Here is a 16,694-nt window from a genome sequence, read left to right as displayed (position 1 = left end):
ATTTGATCCCGGTCAACGGCGCGGCAGGGCAAGGACATCAAGCCGGGGTCAGCGCTTTTTTGATCAGGGCGGACACCACGGCCATGTCGGCCTTACCGGCCAGCTTGGGCTTGACGATGGCCATGACTTTGCCCATGTCCTGCGGACCGGCGGCGCCGGAAGCGGCCACGGCGGCGGCCACTTCGGCGGCCACCACTTCGTCCGACAGGCCGGCCGGCTTGTAGGCGATCAGCACTTCCAGCTCGGCTTTTTCGATGTCGGCCAGGTCCTGGCGGTTGCCGGCTTCGAACTGGGTGATGGAGTCCTTGCGCTGCTTGATCATCTTGTCGACGATGGCGACCACTTGCTCGTCGCTCACTTCGATCTGCTCGTCCACTTCCTTGCGCTTGATTTCCGCCAGCATCAGGCGGATGGTGGCCAGCTTGCCGGCCTCCTTGGCACGCATGGCGGCCTTCATGTCATCGGTAATCTGTTGTTTCAAGCTCATGTTCGTTCTCACTGGGAAAAATCGTGGCGCAAAATGCGAAAACCCGCTGCGGCGAACCGGAGCGGGCATGCGACTGGACAGGAAGGACCCGCGGCGCGACGCCGTACTGCCGGGCCATCCTGAAACAACAGTCTTAGAACAGTTTCTTAGGCAGTTGCTGGCTGCGGATGCGCTTGTAGTGACGCTTCACGGCAGCTGCCAGCTTGCGCTTGCGTTCTGCGGTTGGCTTCTCGTAGAACTCGCGTGCGCGCAGTTCGGTCAGCAGGCCGGTTTTTTCGATGGTGCGTTTGAAGCGACGCATTGCAACTTCGAACGGCTCGTTTTCTTTAAGGCGGATAGTGGTCATGTAAAAATTCAAACCGTTAGATTTTAGGAAGATAAAGATATTAGCAGTATTCGGCCAAATTGGGAAGACCTTTGGACGGAAAACCGGCTCAACAGGCCAGTTTCATCTAGAAAACTGTCTGTTTTTGAGCAACCTTTTCGTCCTGCCAACACCTGACTCCGGCGGCAAAAACACACGCCGGAATGCAATCATATCAGACTGCTTGGCCGGCCGCCACACCCGAAGCCCAGGCCCACTGGAAATTGTAGCCGCCCAGCCACCCCGTCACGTCCACCGCCTCGCCGATAAAGTACAGGCCAGGCACTTTGCCCACCATCATGGTTTGCTGCGACAGCTCGCGCGTATCCACGCCGCCCCGGGTCACTTCGGCCTTGCGGTAGCCTTCCGAACCGTTGGGGGTGATGGTCCACTGGTTGATGGCCGCGCCCAGCTTGCGCAGCACCGCGTCCTGCATATCGGCCAGGCGGGCGTCGGCGGCCAGGCCGTGCAGCTCCAGCAGGCCTTCGGCCAGGCGCGCCGGCAGCCATTGCGCCAGCACATTGCCGAGCTGTTTCTTGACGGTCTGCTTGCCCTCGATCAGCTCCTGCGCCACGTCCATCTCCGGCAGCAGGTTGATGACGATGGGCGCGCCCGGCTGCCAAAAACTGGAAATCTGCAGGATGGCCGGGCCGGACAGGCCGCGGTGGGTGAACAGCAGGTCTTCGCGGAAACGCGCGCCGTCGGGCTTGCGGCCCTTCAAGCTGCCGGTTTCCACGTCCACTTCCAGCGAAATGCCGGACAGGGGCGCGAACGGCGCCCAGGTGTCGGCGTCGAAGGTCAGCGGCACCAGCGCCGGGCGGGTAGGCACGATGTTCAGGCCGAACTGCTCGGCGATCTGGTAGCCGAAGCCGGACGCGCCGATTTTCGGGATCGACAGGCCGCCCGTGGCGATCACCACGCTGTCGCATTCGATGTCGCCGGTGTCGGTGGCCAGGTAGAAACTGCCGTCGTCCATCTGCTCCACGGAGGAGACCTTGGACGGCATGCGCCAGTGCACGTCGCCGGCCGCGCATTCGGCCTTCAGCATCTCGATGATGCGTTCGGCCGAGTCGTCGCAGAACAGCTGGCCACGGTGCTTTTCGTGGTGGGCGATGCGGTATTTCCGCACCAGCGCCAGGAAGTCCGACGGCGTGTAGCGCGACAGCGCGCTCTTGCAGAAGTGCGGATTCTCGGACAGGAAGTTGGCCGGGCTGGTGTTTATATTGGTGAAGTTGCAGCGGCCGCCGCCGGAAATGCGGATTTTTTCGGCCAGCTTGGCGGCGTGGTCGATCAGCACCACCCGGCGCCCGCGCTTGCCGGCCTCGGCCGCGCACATCATTCCCGCCGCGCCCGCGCCGATTACCGCCACATCAAATTTCGCCATAACTGCTCCGATTCCGCTTCAAAACCGGCCATTGTACTCTGCCTTGGCGGCCGGGCCGCCGGCGCGCCCCCTCACAGGCTGCGGGCCACCTTGGCGACCTGGGCCACCTGCTCGGCGATGGAGGCCGGCACGGCGATGTCGCCGCGCAGCACGGAGGCGATCCAGGCGGCGGTGGCGGCGGCGCTTTTGTCCTCCGGCAGCACCACCTCCTGTTCGGCCGTGAGCTGCTTTTCCACCAGCACGGTGCGCTCGCCGCCGTGGAACCAGTCGATGCGCTGGCCCTTGTTGGCGTTGGCCACCGTTTCGCCTTCGGTGCCGCGCATCAGGAAGGCGTGGCCGCGTTCGTGCGCCGCCGCCGTGCAGAAGTATTCGCCCAGCATCTCCAGGTATTCCGGGTGGGTGTAGGACACCAGCCGCAGCGCCGGGCCGGCGAAGGGCTGCATCATCTTCACCAGCGTGTGGGTGGAGTTGCGCACGCCCAGGATGCGGCGCAGCGACAGCATATGGGCCAGCTTGGGCGCCAGCGTGTCGATGGTGATGAAGGCCAGCTTGCCCGCCGCCAGCGCCGCCTCGGCTTCGGCATGGCTGCCCGCCGCCTGGATGCCCAGCTCGGCGAACACCTCGGCGGTGGCGACGCGCCCCAGGTCGTGCGGCACGCCGTGCACCAGCACCGGCACGCCCTCGCGCGCCAGCAGCAGGGCCAGCAGCGGCGTCAGGTTGGCCATCTTGCGGGCGCCGTTGTAGGTGGGGATGAGCACCGGCGCGCAAGCGCCCGCCGGCGCCTGCAAGGGCGTGAACGAGGCTTCCGCCGCGTCCAGGAAGCCGGCGATCTCGTCCACCGATTCGCCCTTGATGCGCATCGCCAGCAGGATGCCGCCCAGCTCCAGCTGGGAGACCCGGCCGTCCAGGATGGCTTGATACAGTTCTTGGGCGTCGGCGCGCGTCATGCTGCGCGCGCCTTTCTTGCCACGGCCGATTTCTTTGATGAACCTTGCCGCAGGGAATGGATTGGGATGTGTCGTCATGGTGGAGAGCTTACTACACGCGCTGGCGGCAAGGAATGCTGCATTGCAGTGCCGCCCGCATCAAACTGCCAATTCGGCTACACTTATAGGTCCCCCTGATTAAAATAATGAGTTGAGGCACCGAATCATGATCTCGCCAGACATCGAAAACGTAAACGTTACCAACTTCGCGTCCATGCCGACTCCGTCCGCACTGCACGCGAAACTGCCGCTGACCGACGCCGCGTCGGCCGTCGTCATGCAGGGCCGCGCCGACCTGCGCGCCATCCTGGACCGCAAGGACAAGCGCCTGTTCGTGGTGGTCGGCCCCTGCTCCATCCACGACCCGGTGGCGGGCCTGGACTATGCGCGCCGCCTGAAGGCGCTGCAAGCCGAAGTGGCCGACACCATGCTGCTGGTAATGCGCGTGTATTTCGAGAAGCCGCGCACCACCACCGGCTGGAAGGGCTATATCAACGATCCGGACATGGACGACTCCTTCCGCGTGGACGTGGGCATGGAAAAGGCGCGCCAGTTCCTGCTGGACGTGTGCGAACTGGGCCTGCCCACCGCGACCGAAGCGCTGGACCCGATCTCGCCGCAGTACCTGGGCGACCTGATCGCCTGGACCGCGATCGGCGCGCGCACCACCGAGTCGCAGACGCACCGCGAAATGTCGTCCGGCCTGTCGACCCCGGTGGGCTTCAAGAACGGCACCGACGGCGACATCAGCATCGCCATCAACGCCATTTTGTCGGCGGCCAATCCGCACGCCTTCCTGGGCATTAACGGCGAAGGCAATGTGTCCATCGTGCGCACGCGCGGCAACGGCTACGGCCACGTGGTGCTGCGCGGCGGCGACGGCCGTCCGAACTATGACTCGGTGTCGGTGACCATCGCCGAGCAGGCGCTGGCCAAGGCCAAGCTGCCGGCCAACATCGTGGTGGACTGCTCGCACGCCAACAGCTACAAGAAGCCTGAGCTGCAGCCGCTGGTGATGACGGACGTGGTGAACCAGATCACGCACGGCAACCAGTCGCTGGTGGGCGTGATGATCGAGTCCAACATCGTGGGCGGCAACCAGAAGATCCCGGCCGATCTGAGCGAGCTGAAGTACGGCTGCTCGGTGACCGACGGCTGCATCGACTGGGATACCACGGCGGAGATGCTGCGCAAGGCGCATGCGGAGCTGCTGAAGCGTCCTTAAGGCATCAAGCCCAGGGGTTGGCTCCCACGTGGGGCGCGACCCCGAACGCTCCCGCCAGCGCCGCTTCCGCGCGGCTGGCGGGGGCGTTCAGTTCATTCAGGTCCAGGTAGATCTTGCCGTCTTCGACCTTGACGGCGTAGTGGCGCACGGCGCCCTGGTCGGGACGGCCGCCGTCCAGCACCGCGAAGACCTGGTCGTCCAGCGTGCGGATCACCGCCACGCCCGGCAGTTCCTGCCACGCCAGCCCGCGCGGCACCAGCCGCACGCCCTGCGGGGCGATGTCCTTCAGCTTGCAGATCAGTTTCCAGTACTCAGCCATAGCTTGGCTCCTTAAGTTCTATACAGCATGCCAAGCAAGAGCGATGCCAAGCCAGGCATGGCGTTTTCCCCATTCCTGCCCTACGGGTGTGCATCGGCAGCCCCCTTTGGTGCGGGCTGCGCCCTCTTTCCATTACAATGGCGGATTCCCCTTTCACTTTGCACGGTCCCAATGATTGTTCTCGGCGTTGAATCCTCCTGTGACGAAACCGGCCTGGCTCTGTACGACACAGAGCACGGCCTGCTGTCCCATGCCCTCTATTCCCAGGTGGCCATGCACGAGGAGTACGGCGGCGTGGTGCCCGAACTGGCTTCGCGCGACCATATCCGGCGCGCCATCCCGCTGCTGGAGCAGTCGCTGACCGGCGCCGGCAAGCAGCTGGCCGACATCGACGCCATCGCCTACACGCAAGGCCCCGGCCTGGCGGGCGCGCTGCTGGTCGGCTCGTCCATCGCCTGCAGCCTGGGCATGGCGCTGGACAAGCCGGTGCTGGGCGTGCACCACCTGGAAGGCCATCTGCTGTCGCCGCTGCTGGCCTCGCAGCCGCCGGAGTTTCCGTTTATCGCGCTGCTGGTGTCCGGCGGCCACACGCAGCTGATGCGGGTGGACGGCGTGGGCCAGTACACCCTGCTGGGCGAAACACTGGACGACGCGGCCGGCGAGGCCTTCGACAAGTCCGCCAAGCTGCTGGGGCTGGGCTATCCGGGCGGCCCCGCCATTTCGCGCCTGGCCGAATTCGGCGACCCGGCCGCCTACAAGCTGCCGCGCCCGATGATGCACACCAAGGATTTCAACTTCAGCTTCTCCGGCCTGAAAACGGCGGTGCTGACGGTGGTGAAGAACCACGAGGAAAAGGTGATCGCCAATATCTGCGAGCAGGACAAGGCGAATATCGCGCGCGGCTTTGTGGACGCCATTGTGGAAGTGCTGACGGCCAAGTGCATGTCGGCGCTCAAGCACACCGGCCTGAAGCGGCTGGTGATCGCCGGCGGCGTGGGCGCGAATGCGCAGCTGCGCGCCGCGCTGAACGCGGCGGCAGCCAAGAAGCGCTTCAAGGTCTACTACCCCGAGCTCGAGTTCTGCACCGACAACGGCGCCATGATCGCCTTCGCGGGCGCCATGCGCTTGATGATCAACCCGGACGCAGCCAAGAAGGACTACTCCTTCAATGTGCGTCCGCGCTGGCCGCTGGACGAGCTGCGGGTCATTTAAGCATGGCGGGTTACGCGGCCCTTTGCGCAGGCCGCCCCTGCCGGTGGTACAGGAACTCCAGCACGCTGCTGCGGTAATCGATATACAGCGGGTCCTGCGCCAGCGCCAGCCGGTCGCGCGGACGCGCCAGCCGCACCTGCACGATATCGCCTATGGTGGCCGCCGGCCCGTTGCTCATCATGACAATCCGGTCCGACAGCAGCACCGCCTCGTCCACGTCATGCGTCACCATCACCACCGTCGATCCGGTGGCGGCCACGATGCGCAGCAGCTCGTCCTGCAGATGCGCGCGCGTGAGCGCGTCCAGCGCGCCGAAAGGCTCGTCCATCAGCAGCACTTTCGGCTCCATCGCCAGCGCGCGCGCAATGCCCACGCGCTGCTTCATGCCGCCCGAGATCTCGTTCGGCCGCTTGCCGGCCGCCGCCGTCAGGCCCACCAGCGCCAGCGCGGCCCAGGTGCGCTCCTGCAGCTGCTTGTTGTGTTCCTTGGCGCTGAACACGCGCTCCACCGCCAGGTACACGTTCTCGTAGCAGGTCAGCCACGGCAGCAGCGAATGGTTCTGGAACACCACCGCGCGCTCGGGCGACGGCCCGGCGATCTCGCGGCCGTTGCAGATCATGGTGCCGCCGGTGGCCGTGGTCAGCCCGGCGATCAGATTCAGCAGGGTGGACTTGCCGCAGCCCGAGTGGCCGATCAGCGTGATGAACTCGCCCTGCTCCACCGTCAGGTTCACATTGGCCAGCGCATGGAACTGCCCCTTCTTGGTGTTGAACACCATCTCGGCGTTGCTGATGTCGATGAATTTCGCGCTCATATCAGTTCTCCACTTGTTCGTAGGTAAAGGCCTTCGCCAGCGACACCAGCGCCCACTCCAGCAGCAGCCCCACCACGCCGATCACGCCGATGGCGATCAGGATGTGCGGCACGTTCAGGTTGTTCCATTCGTCCCAGACCCAGAAGCCGATGCCCACGCCGCCGGTCAGCATTTCCGCCGCCACGATCACCAGCCAGGCGGTGCCGATGGCCAGCCGCACGCCGGTGAGCATATAGGGCAGCACGGACGGCAGCAGGATCTTGGTGACGATCTTCCATTCCGACAGGCTGAGCACGCGCGCCACGTTCATATAGTCCTGCGGCACGCGCTGCACGCCCACCGCCGTGTTGATGATCATCGGCCAGATCGAGCAAATAAAGATCGACCAGATGGCGGCGGGATCGGCGGCCTTGAAGACCAGCAGGCCGATAGGCAGCCAGGCCAGCGGCGACACCGGCTTGAGCAGGCTGATGATGGGGCTGAACATGCCGTACATGAAGGGGAAGCGGCCGATGATGAAGCCCAGCGGAATGCCCACCAGCGCCGCCAGGCCGAAGCCCAGGCCCACGCGCTGGAGCGAGGCCAGCACGTTCCAGCCTATGCCCTGGTCGTTCGGGCCCTTGCGGTAGAACGGGTCCGAGAACAGCTTGACCGCCTCCTCCCAGGTGGCCCACGGCGTGGGGAAGCTGCTGTTCTTGGACGCCAGGATCTGCCAGGCCAGCACCAGCAGCGCCAGGCCGATCAGCGGCGGCAGATACTTCATCACGTAGGGCCGCATGCGCGCACTCCCCGATTCAAGTTTGATGCCCTTGGCGGCGATGCGTTCGCTGCGCGCGGGCTTTTCCGGTGCAACTTCCTTCACGGCGTCCTTCACCGGTACGGCGGCGATATTGTGCAGAACTGCGCTCATGGCTGCTCCTTATGCTTTGATCTTGAATGAATCGGCGTAGGCTTTCGGATTCTTGCCGTCCCAGGTGGTGCCGTCGATCAGCTTCACGCTGCGCATGGCGGACTTCGGCACGGCCACCTTGGCCATGGCGGCGGCGTCCTTGTACACGTCGATCTGGTTGATCTGCGTGGCCACCGCCAGGTAGTCCGGCTCGGCCTTGAGCAGGCCCCAGCGCTTCTGCTGAGTGAGGAACCACATGCCGTCCGACAGGTAGGGGAAGTTCACCGCGCCGTCGTTGAAGAACTTCATCGAATTCGGATCGTCCCAGGTCTTGCCCAGGCCGTTCTGGTAGCGGCCCAGGATGCGCTGGTTGATCACGTCCACCGAGGTGTTCACATAGGACTTGTCGGCGATGGTTTCGGCCATCTTCAGCTTGTTCGACAGCGACGCGTCGATCCAGCGGCCGGCGTCGAGGATGGCGGCGGTCAGCGCGCGCGCCGTGTTGGGGTACTTCTTCACCCATTCGGCGCTGGTGCCCAGCACCTTCTCCGGATGGTCGCGCCAGATCTCCTGGGTGGTGGTGGCGGTGATGCCGATGCCGTCCACAATGGCGCGGTGGTTCCACGGCTCGCCCACGCAGAAGCCGTCCATATTCCCGATGCGCATATTGGCCACCATCTGCGGCGGCGGCACGGTGATCATCTTGGCGTCCTTCATGGGATTGATGCCGTAGCTGGCCAGCCAGTAGTACAGCCACATGGCATGGGTGCCGGTGGGGAAGGTCTGCGCGAAGGAATACTCGCGCGGATCCTTCTTCATCAGCGCGGCCAGCGAGGGGCCGTCCACGCCGCCCTTGTCGGACACTTTTTTCGACAGCGTGATGGCCTGGCCGTTGTGGTTCAGGTTCATCAGCACCGCCATATCCTTCTTGGGGCCGCCCGCGCCCAGGTGCACGCCGTAGATCAGGCCGTACAGCACGTGGGCCGCATCCAGCTCGCCGTTGACCAGCTTGTCGCGCACGCTGGGCCAGGAAGCTTCCTTGCTGGGCACGATCTTGATGCCGTATTTCTTGTCGAAGCCCAGCACGGAAGCCATCACCACCGAGGCGCAGTCGGTCAGCGGGATGAAACCGATTTTGACTTCTTCTTTTTCAGGCTTGTCCGAGCCGGCGGCCCAGACGCCCTGCGTGGCAAGGCCGGAGATTGCAGTGGCGGCGCCGGCTTTCAACAGGCTGCGGCGAGTCAAGCTGATTTTGCTGTCCATCATATCCCCATGGCAAGTTCGTGACATTCGGCAAGCGGACGCCTGCCCCGCCACTAGCTTTGCAATAGCTGTGCCAGCCCATTCCCGGGGGAAAACCGGGGCGGACACGGCAAACGCGGGGAAAGAAGTGTATTTTCAGCACCGATATTGTGCGGCGCACCAAAAGCAGGCGCACTAAAGCGGCTGCAGCACCGGCACGGCGCGCAGGCGCTCCGCCATCAGGTCGACAAAGCTGCGGATGCGGGCCGAGCCCTGGCGGCTGTCACGGTGCACGATGCTGACCGGCACGCCGGGCGTGGCGTAGTCCTCCAGCAGCAGCACCAGCTCGCCAGACGCCAGCAGCGCCTCGGCCTGGTAAGACAGCAGGCGCGTAACGCCGAAGCCGCGCCGCACCGCTTCGATGGCCGCGTCGTTGCTGTTGACCACCAGGCGCGGCTTCAGGCGCAGCGACTGGGCGCGGCCCGCCTGCGCAAAGCGCCAGTCCGGCGCGCCGCTCGACCCGGACGAGGCCACGATCACATGGTCCGCCAGCGCCTCGGGCGCGGACGGCGTGCCGTGTTCCGCCAGATAGGACGGCGCGGCGCAGATCACGCGGCGCACCTGGCCCACGGTGACGGCGCGCAGGCTCGAATCGGGCAGCTCGCCGATGCGCACCGCCACGTCGATGCCCTCCTCCAGCATATTGGTCACGCGGTCGACGAACATGGCGTTGACCTCCATGCCCGGATAGCGGCGCAGATAGTCGACGATGCCGGGCGTGACGTACTGGCGGCCGAACAGCACCGGCGCCGTCACCGACAAGTGGCCGCGCGGCGCGGCGTTGCTGCCGGCGGCGGCCTCGTCGGCCTCGTCCACCTCGGCGATGATGCGGCGCGCATCGTCCAGATAGCGCTGGCCGGCCTCGGTCACGCGCACATGGCGCGTGCTGCGGTCCAGCAGGCGCACGCCGAGGCGCTCCTCCAGCATCGCGATGGCGCGCGTGACGGCCGGCGGCGACATCCCCAGCCGCCGCGCCCCACCCGCAAAACTCTGCTCCTCGCCCACGGCGACAAACACCCCCATCAAATGCAGTCTATCCATCATTTCTCCAAACAAAACCGGGGTCAGTTCTACCATCGCGTCACGGACTCAAGCATGTTAAGGCTGAGTTCGTGACGTGATGGTAGAACTGACCCCGGTGGGGGGCTTTATTTTCGGGAACAGGCGGGGGGCGCGCTCGGAGGCGAAGTCGATGAACTGGCGCACGCGCTGCGGCATCTGGGTGCGCTGCTGGTAGTACATGTAGACGCCGCTGTTGACCGTGACGGTGTGCGGCAGCAGGTGCACCAGGCGGCCGGCGGCGATGTCGGCCTCGGCCATGTAGGCGGCCAGCTGGCCGATGCCGATGCCTTCGCGCACCGCCTGCACTTCGCCTTCCACCGTGTTGAAGCTGGCCACCGTGGGGATGTCTTTGTACACCGTGCCGCCGTCTATGCGCAGCTCCCACGGCACCAGGCGGCCGGTGTTGGGCTGGCGGAAGCCGGTGCAGCGGTGCGCCAGCAGCTCGTCCACCGTCTGCGGCGCGCCGTGCTTGTCCAGGTAGCGCGGCGCGGCGCAAATATACAGGCCGATGTCGCCGATGCGGCGCGAGACCAGGTTGCGCTCGGGCGGGTTGCCGCCCCGGAAGCCGACGTCGATCTTGGCGTCGATCAGGTCGGTGAAGTGGTCTTCCAGCAGCAGGTCGAACTGCACGCCGGGATGCAGTTCCTGGAAGTCGCGCACCAGCGGGATCAGCATGTGCTTGCCGAAGGAGGTGGGCGCGGCCACCCGTATCACGCCGTCCATGTCCTTGCGGCTGTTGCGCACGTGCTCCAGCGCTTCGTCCAGCAGCCGCAGGCCGGGACTGGCCAGCTCGAACAGGCGCTCGCCTTCCTCGGTCAGGCTGAGGCTGCGCGTGGTGCGGTGGAACAGGCGCACGCCCAGGCTGTCTTCCAGCTGGCGCACGGCCTTGCTGACCGCCTGCGGCGACAGTCCGGCTTCGGCCGCCGCCTGGCTGAAGCTGCCGGCGCGGACCACGGCGATAAACAAAGTGATGACGCGGGTAGTATCCATTTACAACCAGAAGGTGAAAATCAAACGCCTTTATGGTGGCTAGTGTAGCAGAGGCGGGCGGCCTAAACTGGCTTCCATCAACACCCCACCACCTCTCAAGGAGAACAGCATGTCTAAAGTATGGTTTATTACCGGTGCATCGCGCGGCTTCGGCGTCCTGATGGCGAAAGATGCGCTGGCGCGCGGCGACAGCGTGGTTGCCACCGCCCGCAATCCGCAAATCGTGACCGACGCCGTCGGCGCCCATCCGAATCTGCTGGCGCTGCGCCTGGACGTGACGCAGGAGGCGGCCGCCGTGCTGGCCGCGCGCGCCGCCGTGGACCGCTTCGGCCGCATCGACGTGCTGGTCAACAACGCCGGCTACGGCCTGCTGGGCGCGGTCGAGGAGGCCAGCGACGCGGAGGTGCGCGCGCTGTACGACACCAATGTGTTCGGCCTGCTCAACGTCACCCGCGCCGTGCTGCCGCAGATGCGCCGGCAGGGCGGCGGCCATGTGATGAATATCTCGTCCGTGGGTGGCTACACGGCCCATGCGGGCTGGGGCGTGTACGGCTCGACCAAGTTCGCCGTGGAGGGCATCAGCGAGGCCATGGCCGAGGAAGTGCGGCCGCTGGGCATCCATGTGACGGTGGTGGAGCCGGGCTATTTCCGCACCGAGTTCCTGGAAGGGAATTCGCTGGTCTCCACCGATGCGCGCCTGGACGACTATGCCGGCACCGTGGGCGCCATGCGCACCTTCGCCGCCAGCGTCAGCCTCAAGCAGCCGGGCGATCCGCGCAAGCTGTCGCTGGCGATCCTGAAACTGGCCGACAGCCCGCAGCCCCCCGTGCGCCTGATGCTGGGCAGCGACACGGTGCGCATGGTGCGCGAGAAGAACCGCTTCGTCGAGCAGGAGCTGGGCCAGTGGATCAGCCTGTCGCTGTCCACCGACCACGACGACGTGCTGCAGCAGGCGGCCTGAGGCCAGCGCCGCCCCGGCCGCTAGCGGGCCAGCAGGTCGGCGCGGGGCGGCGTCCAGGCGGGGACGCCGGCGGGACAGGCGCGTCCCGCTGTGGCCGCCAGATCCAGCGTGGTGAAGTTGCCGCGCGGCGTGGTGGCGAAGCGCATGTCGCTGGCGGTGGCGCCGACGATGGCGGGCATGCGCGCAAAGCGCAGCCAGGCCGATAGCCAGCAGTTGCCGTCCGCCTGGCTGCGCAGCTCCGCCAGGCTGCCGCCCACCTCGCTGTACAGCTCGACGCCGGCTGCGGCGGCGCTGTGCGGCGGCGGGTCCAGCAGGCCGGAGGGGCATTGCAGCGGCGGCAGCCAGCCCGGCATCAAGCTGACCAGGCCGCGCCGCAGGCGGTAGCTGCCAGCAGCCTCATTGGACTCGATCGAGACGAAGGCCCAGCACAGCGGCTGCGCGGGGAAGGCGGTCATGGCGACGTCGTGGATGCGCGCCTGCGGATCGGCCGCCTGCAGCGCGGCCTGCACGCGCTGCCGCCCTGCCGTGCCGGCCACGCCTTGCACGGCGACAAAGCCCACGCTGGCCAGCAGCGCCAGCGCCATCGCGCGCCGGCTGCGCCGCCGCGCCGCTTTCAGGCAGGCCAGCCCGGCGCCCAGCGCCAGCAAGGCCGCCAGCGACACCGCTCCCAGATAGCCGCGCGCGGCGAAGTAGCCCAGCGCGCCGGCCAGCCCGGCCAGCATCAGCCAGCGCAGCCACGGCGGGCCGATGGCCATAATCAGCGGCACGCCGAAGGCCACCCAGAACACCGGTTCGATAATAAAGATCATGTCGCCATAGAACCAGCGCCCGTCGAACGGGTAGAAGGGATGCACGCCATAGGAATTGAGGAAATCCATGCCGATGTGGAGCAGGAAGCCCAGCACGACGGCCGCGCCCAGCCCGGCGCGCGCGTGCCGGCTGCGCCGCAGCAGCGCACGCGCATTCGGCCACAGCAGCCACAGCAGCGCCACCAGCAGCAGCGCCTGCGGCACTTCATAGAGCAAGGTGTGCGTGTGGCCGCGATGCTGCAGCAGATAGCCGAGCGGCTCGGGCAGCAGCCGGGTCAGGAACAGGTCGAGGTCGGGGAAGTTGCTGGCGGCGGCGCAGGCGGTGAGCAGCAGGCGGTGCCGCGTGCGCTGGCCTGCTTCGTCCGGTTCGGCGGGCAGGCTGCGCTGCACCAGTTCGCCGACGCCCAGGCCGACGACGGTGTGGGTGATGTTATCCATGCCCCGGATGTTACCCGAACCCGGGGCCTAAGGTTGACTAGCGCTGCACTTCCACGCCGTGCCAGAAGGCGACGTGGTCTTTGATGTGCTGCGCCTTGTCCGAGGGATGGCGGTAGAACCAGGCGGCGTTTTCGTTGACCTTGCCGTCCACCAGCAGGTGGTAGTAGTTGGCCTTGCCCTTCCACGGGCAGGTGGTGGTGTGCTCGCTTTCCTGCAGGTATTCCTCGGCCACTTTTTCGATCGGGAAGTAGACGTTGTTCTCCACGATCTGCACTTCGTCGTCGTTCGCTTCGGCGATCACCTCGCCGTTCCAGATTGCTTTGGGCATGGCTGCCTCCTGTGGTCTGAATTAACTTTCTACGCGGTCGCGTCCGTTCGCCTTGGCGCGCGCCAGCGCTTGCTCGGCGTGGCGCAGCAGGCTATCGCCGTCGCTGATGTCCATGTGGTTGAAGGCGCCGACGCCGATGCTGGCCGTGACCGGCAGCAAGCGCCCCGCTTCGCGGTGGATTTGCGCGGCCAGCTTGGCGCGCAGGTTTTCGGCCAGCTTGAGCGCACCCTCGAGCGGCGTGTTGGGCAGCAGCACGCAGATTTCCTGGCCGCCGTAGCGCCCGGCCAGGTCGATCACGCGCACATTCTCGCGCACCAGGCGGCCCACGTTGGCCAGCACCAGGTCGCCCGCGTCGCGGCCGTGGCGTTCGTTGACGGCCTTGAAGCCGTCCAGGTCGATAATCAGGGCCGACAGCGGCGTGCGGAAGCGGCGCGTGCGCGCCACTTCGAAGCTCAGCTTGCCCAGCAGGGCGCGGCGGTTGTGCAAGCCGGTCAGCTCGTCGGTGGTGGACAGCTCGGCCAGTTCGGCCCGGGCCGCCTGCAGCGCGTGCCGCGCGGCGCGCGCTTCCAGCAGCGCCATGGCCTGCGCGGCCAGGCGGCGCAGGCTGCGCGCCTGCTCGGGACCGAGACGGCCCGGGCGGCTGTCCATCACGCTCAGCGCGCCGATGGCGTGGCCGTCCGGCGAGGTCAGCGCCACGCTGCTGTACATGCGCATATGGGGCGCGGACACCGTCAGCGGCATCCCGGCGGTGCGCGGGTCGGCGCTCAGGTCTTCGATTTCGGTGGCTTGCTGGCCCAGCACCGCCAGCGAGCAGTAGCTTTGCTCGCGCGGCAGCGTGTCCAGCGCCAGGCCGGCGGCGGCCAGCACCCAGGCGCGCCCGGCGTCCACCAGCGTGATGAAGGCGTAGGGCACGCCGCACAGCTGCGCGGCCAGTTCGGTCAGGAAGGTGAATTCTTCACAGGCGGGCGTGTCCAGCACGTGGTAGCGCTGCAGCGCGGCCACGCGGCGCGCGTCGTCCGGCGGAACAGCGTAACTGAGTGGGTATATATTCGGGTAAATATTCTCTGCGGCCAGCATGGCGTCCCTTCGTAGCGTCGTTGCGCTTGTCTAGTCTATAAGCTTCGGTGCTACATCGACAAGTTTAGCGCAAAAAAACCGCGAACGGAGATCCGCCCCGCCTTTCGGCCGCAGATTGCCCGCTCAGGCCGGGGCCGTGTCGGCCATGATCTGGCGCAGCGCGCGCTCGAACAGCTCGGCGGGCTGGCCGCCGGAGATCAGGTGGCGGTCGTTGATGATGACGGCCGGCACCGAATTGATGCCCTGGCGCTGGTAGAACTGCTCGGCCGCGCGCACCTCGGCGCCGTAGCTGTCCGAGGCCAGCACGGCGGCGGCGCCGGCCGGGTCCAGCCCCGCCTTGACGGCGGCCGCCTGCAGCACCGCGTGCGCGCTCGGGTCTTCGCCTTCGGTGAAGTAGGCGGTGAACAGCGCGTGCTTGAGCGCGCGCTGCTGCTCGGCGCCTTCCAGGCCGGCCCAGTGCAGCAGGCGGTGCGCGTCGAAGGTGTTGTAAATGCGGCTGCGCTTGCCCATGGCAAAGTCAAAGCCGACGTCGGCGCCGCGCTGCCGTATCATGGCGCGCGACTGCTCCTGCTGCTCCGGCGTGGCGCCGTATTTCTGGGTGATGTGTTCGGTGATGTCCTGCCCTTCCGGCCCCATGTTGGGGTTCAGTTCGAAGGGCTGGAAGTGCAGCGTGGGAGCGGCCTCGCCGCCTATGCTGCGCAGCGCCGTTTCCAGCGCGTTCAGGCCGACTGCGCACCAGGGGCAGGAGACGTCGGAAACGAAATCGATTTTGATGGGGGTGGTCATGGCGGCCTCGCGGGAAAGTATCCCTGCGATATGGGGCCGCCACGGCCTATTTCAACGCTTACTTCTTCTTGGCGGCGGCCTTGCTGCCGATGCGGCTTTCCTTGCCCGCGATCAGGTTGGAAATATTGGCGCTGTGGCGGAACAGCAGCAGCATGGACATGGCCACCACGGCGATCAGGATAGAGTCCACGCCGAACAGCAGGCCGTAGTAGAACGGCGCAAACACGGCGGCGGCCAGCGCGGCCAGCGAGGAGTAGCGGAAGGCGTAGGCCACGATCAGCCAGGTGGCCAGCGTGGCCAGGCCCAGCCAGACATTCAGCCCCAGCAGCACGCCGGCGGCCGTGGCCACGCCCTTGCCGCCCACAAAGCGGAAGAAGATGGGCCACAGATGGCCCAGGAACACGGCTATCGCCGTCAGCGCAATGGCGATGTCTTCCACGCCCAGCTGCTCCTGGTAATGCACGGCCAGCCACACCGCCAGCCAGCCTTTGGCGGCGTCGCCGATGAGGGTGGCGATGGCGGCTTTCTTGTTGCCACTTCGCAACACATTGGTCGCGCCCGGGTTCTTGGAACCGTAGGTGCGCGGGTCGGCGATGCCGAACAGCTTGCTGGCCACGACGGCGAAGGAGATCGAGCCCAGCAGGTAGGCGCCCACGGCCATGGCCACTGTTATCAGTGCTGTATTCATACGTTTCTCTCTTTTATTTTTTCTTGCTGCCACTGCGGCGGCTGACGACTATACAACAAGCGGCCGGCACTGAGTAGCCTCAGTCGGCCAGCGCGCAGTGCACCGGTTTGGCCGCAACCAGCTCCAGCAGCACCTGCGGCTTGATGCCCACCAGGTAGCCGCGCCGTCCGCCATTGATATAAATCGTATCGAGCGCCAGGATGGATTCCTCGACGTACACCGGCAGCGCCTTCTTGGTGCCGAAGGGCGAGGTGCCGCCCACCATGTAGCCGGAATGGCGCTGCGCCACTTCCGGCTTGCACGGCTCGACCGACTTGCAGCCGATGCCGCGCGCCAGGTTCTTGGTCGACACCTTGCAGTCGCCGTGCATCAGCACGATCAGCGGCTTGGCCGCCTCGTCCTGCATCACCAGGGTCTTGACCACCGCGTGCTCGTCCACGCCGAGCTCGCGCGCGGACACCGTGGTGCCGCCGTGTTCTTCATATTCGTAAGGGTGTTCGGAGAACGCCACCTTATGCTTGCGCAGCATCTGGGTCGCGGGCGTTTCGGAAATATGCTCTTTTTTGGCCATGC

19 protein-coding genes are annotated in these 16,694 nt (G+C 66.1%); 3 read left to right on the top strand and 16 right to left on the bottom strand.

Annotation, left to right across the window (positions count from 1 at the left end):
- Nucleotides 1-37: 37 nt before the first annotated feature.
- The 4 genes from AC07S4_RS13055 to ybiB all read right to left on the bottom strand — a co-directional run bounded on the left by AC07S4_RS13055 (nt 38) and on the right by ybiB (nt 3,260).
- Complete coding sequence (locus AC07S4_RS13055; protein WP_494987052.1) at nt 38-487, bottom strand: GatB/YqeY domain-containing protein; 450 nt, start codon at nt 485-487, stop codon at nt 38-40.
- A 133-nt stretch (nt 488-620) separates the two neighbouring features.
- Nucleotides 621-833, bottom strand: coding sequence for a 30S ribosomal protein S21 (gene rpsU, locus AC07S4_RS13050; protein ID WP_008451879.1), 213 nt, complete (start codon nt 831-833; stop codon nt 621-623).
- Between the two features lie 193 nt (nt 834-1,026).
- Complete coding sequence (locus tag AC07S4_RS13045) at nt 1,027-2,235, bottom strand: BaiN/RdsA family NAD(P)/FAD-dependent oxidoreductase (RefSeq protein WP_494987051.1); 1,209 nt, start codon at nt 2,233-2,235, stop codon at nt 1,027-1,029.
- Between the two features lie 71 nt (nt 2,236-2,306).
- On the bottom strand, nt 2,307-3,260 hold the full coding sequence (ybiB, locus tag AC07S4_RS13040; protein ID WP_494987050.1) for a DNA-binding protein YbiB: 954 nt from the start codon (nt 3,258-3,260) through the stop codon (nt 2,307-2,309).
- Between the two features lie 127 nt (nt 3,261-3,387).
- Here ybiB and AC07S4_RS13035 point away from each other — a divergent pair, with 127 nt between their 5' ends.
- Complete coding sequence (locus AC07S4_RS13035) at nt 3,388-4,446, top strand: 3-deoxy-7-phosphoheptulonate synthase (RefSeq protein ID WP_161073912.1); 1,059 nt, start codon at nt 3,388-3,390, stop codon at nt 4,444-4,446.
- Nucleotides 4,447-4,450: 4 nt separating this feature from the next.
- On the opposite strand, the gene AC07S4_RS13030 is transcribed toward AC07S4_RS13035, so the two are convergent.
- Nucleotides 4,451-4,765, bottom strand: a complete 315-nt coding sequence (locus tag AC07S4_RS13030) for a Rieske (2Fe-2S) protein (protein ID WP_494987049.1) — start codon at nt 4,763-4,765, stop codon at nt 4,451-4,453.
- A gap of 171 nt (nt 4,766-4,936) precedes the next feature.
- On the opposite strand from AC07S4_RS13030, the gene tsaD reads away from it, so the two are divergent.
- A complete protein-coding gene (tsaD, locus tag AC07S4_RS13025; protein WP_494987048.1) occupies nt 4,937-5,977 on the top strand; it encodes a tRNA (adenosine(37)-N6)-threonylcarbamoyltransferase complex transferase subunit TsaD in 1,041 nt (346 codons plus the stop codon).
- 10 nt (nt 5,978-5,987) lie between these two features.
- Here the strand turns inward: tsaD and AC07S4_RS13020 are convergent, their stop codons facing one another.
- The 5 genes from AC07S4_RS13020 to AC07S4_RS13000 form a co-directional block, all read right to left on the bottom strand.
- Nucleotides 5,988-6,791, bottom strand: a complete 804-nt coding sequence (locus tag AC07S4_RS13020; RefSeq protein ID WP_494987047.1) for an ABC transporter ATP-binding protein — start codon at nt 6,789-6,791, stop codon at nt 5,988-5,990.
- Between the two features lies 1 nt (nt 6,792).
- Complete coding sequence (gene ntrB / locus AC07S4_RS13015; RefSeq protein WP_494987046.1) at nt 6,793-7,701, bottom strand: nitrate ABC transporter permease; 909 nt, start codon at nt 7,699-7,701, stop codon at nt 6,793-6,795.
- 9 nt (nt 7,702-7,710) lie between these two features.
- Nucleotides 7,711-8,946, bottom strand: a complete 1,236-nt coding sequence (locus AC07S4_RS13010) for a CmpA/NrtA family ABC transporter substrate-binding protein (RefSeq protein ID WP_494987045.1) — start codon at nt 8,944-8,946, stop codon at nt 7,711-7,713.
- A gap of 171 nt (nt 8,947-9,117) precedes the next feature.
- On the bottom strand, nt 9,118-10,026 hold the full coding sequence (locus tag AC07S4_RS13005; RefSeq protein WP_494987044.1) for a LysR family transcriptional regulator: 909 nt from the start codon (nt 10,024-10,026) through the stop codon (nt 9,118-9,120).
- Nucleotides 10,027-10,080: 54 nt separating this feature from the next.
- The gene (locus tag AC07S4_RS13000) at nt 10,081-11,034 is read right to left on the bottom strand and encodes a LysR family transcriptional regulator (RefSeq protein ID WP_494987043.1); all 954 of its coding nucleotides are present in this window, start codon (nt 11,032-11,034) and stop codon (nt 10,081-10,083) included.
- Nucleotides 11,035-11,143: 109 nt separating this feature from the next.
- Here AC07S4_RS13000 and AC07S4_RS12995 point away from each other — a divergent pair, with 109 nt between their 5' ends.
- Nucleotides 11,144-11,995: an oxidoreductase gene (locus AC07S4_RS12995; RefSeq protein ID WP_494987042.1), complete on the top strand. Its 852-nt coding sequence runs from the start codon at nt 11,144-11,146 to the stop codon at nt 11,993-11,995.
- Nucleotides 11,996-12,015: 20 nt separating this feature from the next.
- On the opposite strand, the gene AC07S4_RS12990 is transcribed toward AC07S4_RS12995, so the two are convergent.
- The 6 genes from AC07S4_RS12990 to ybaK all read right to left on the bottom strand — a co-directional run bounded on the left by AC07S4_RS12990 (nt 12,016) and on the right by ybaK (nt 16,692).
- A complete protein-coding gene (locus AC07S4_RS12990) occupies nt 12,016-13,242 on the bottom strand; it encodes a metal-dependent hydrolase (protein ID WP_494987041.1) in 1,227 nt (408 codons plus the stop codon).
- Nucleotides 13,243-13,279: 37 nt separating this feature from the next.
- The gene (locus tag AC07S4_RS12985) at nt 13,280-13,570 is read right to left on the bottom strand and encodes a DUF427 domain-containing protein (RefSeq protein ID WP_494987040.1); all 291 of its coding nucleotides are present in this window, start codon (nt 13,568-13,570) and stop codon (nt 13,280-13,282) included.
- 21 nt (nt 13,571-13,591) lie between these two features.
- Nucleotides 13,592-14,647 carry a sensor domain-containing diguanylate cyclase gene (locus tag AC07S4_RS12980; protein ID WP_494987039.1) on the bottom strand — a complete coding sequence of 352 codons (1,056 nt, stop codon included), beginning with the start codon at nt 14,645-14,647 and terminating at the stop codon, nt 13,592-13,594.
- A gap of 123 nt (nt 14,648-14,770) precedes the next feature.
- The gene (locus tag AC07S4_RS12975) at nt 14,771-15,433 is read right to left on the bottom strand and encodes a DsbA family oxidoreductase (protein ID WP_494987038.1); all 663 of its coding nucleotides are present in this window, start codon (nt 15,431-15,433) and stop codon (nt 14,771-14,773) included.
- Nucleotides 15,434-15,491: 58 nt separating this feature from the next.
- Entirely contained in the window at nt 15,492-16,121 is a 630-nt protein-coding gene (plsY, locus tag AC07S4_RS12970; RefSeq protein WP_494987037.1) for a glycerol-3-phosphate 1-O-acyltransferase PlsY, read from the bottom strand.
- A gap of 79 nt (nt 16,122-16,200) precedes the next feature.
- A complete protein-coding gene (gene ybaK / locus AC07S4_RS12965; protein WP_494987036.1) occupies nt 16,201-16,692 on the bottom strand; it encodes a Cys-tRNA(Pro) deacylase in 492 nt (163 codons plus the stop codon).
- Nucleotides 16,693-16,694 lie beyond the last annotated feature (2 nt).

Source organism: Pseudoduganella sp. GW821-FHT05F09 (assembly GCF_059419605.1).
Note: the sequence above shows the minus strand (reverse complement) of the source record. Positions and strands in the feature narration are given on the sequence as shown.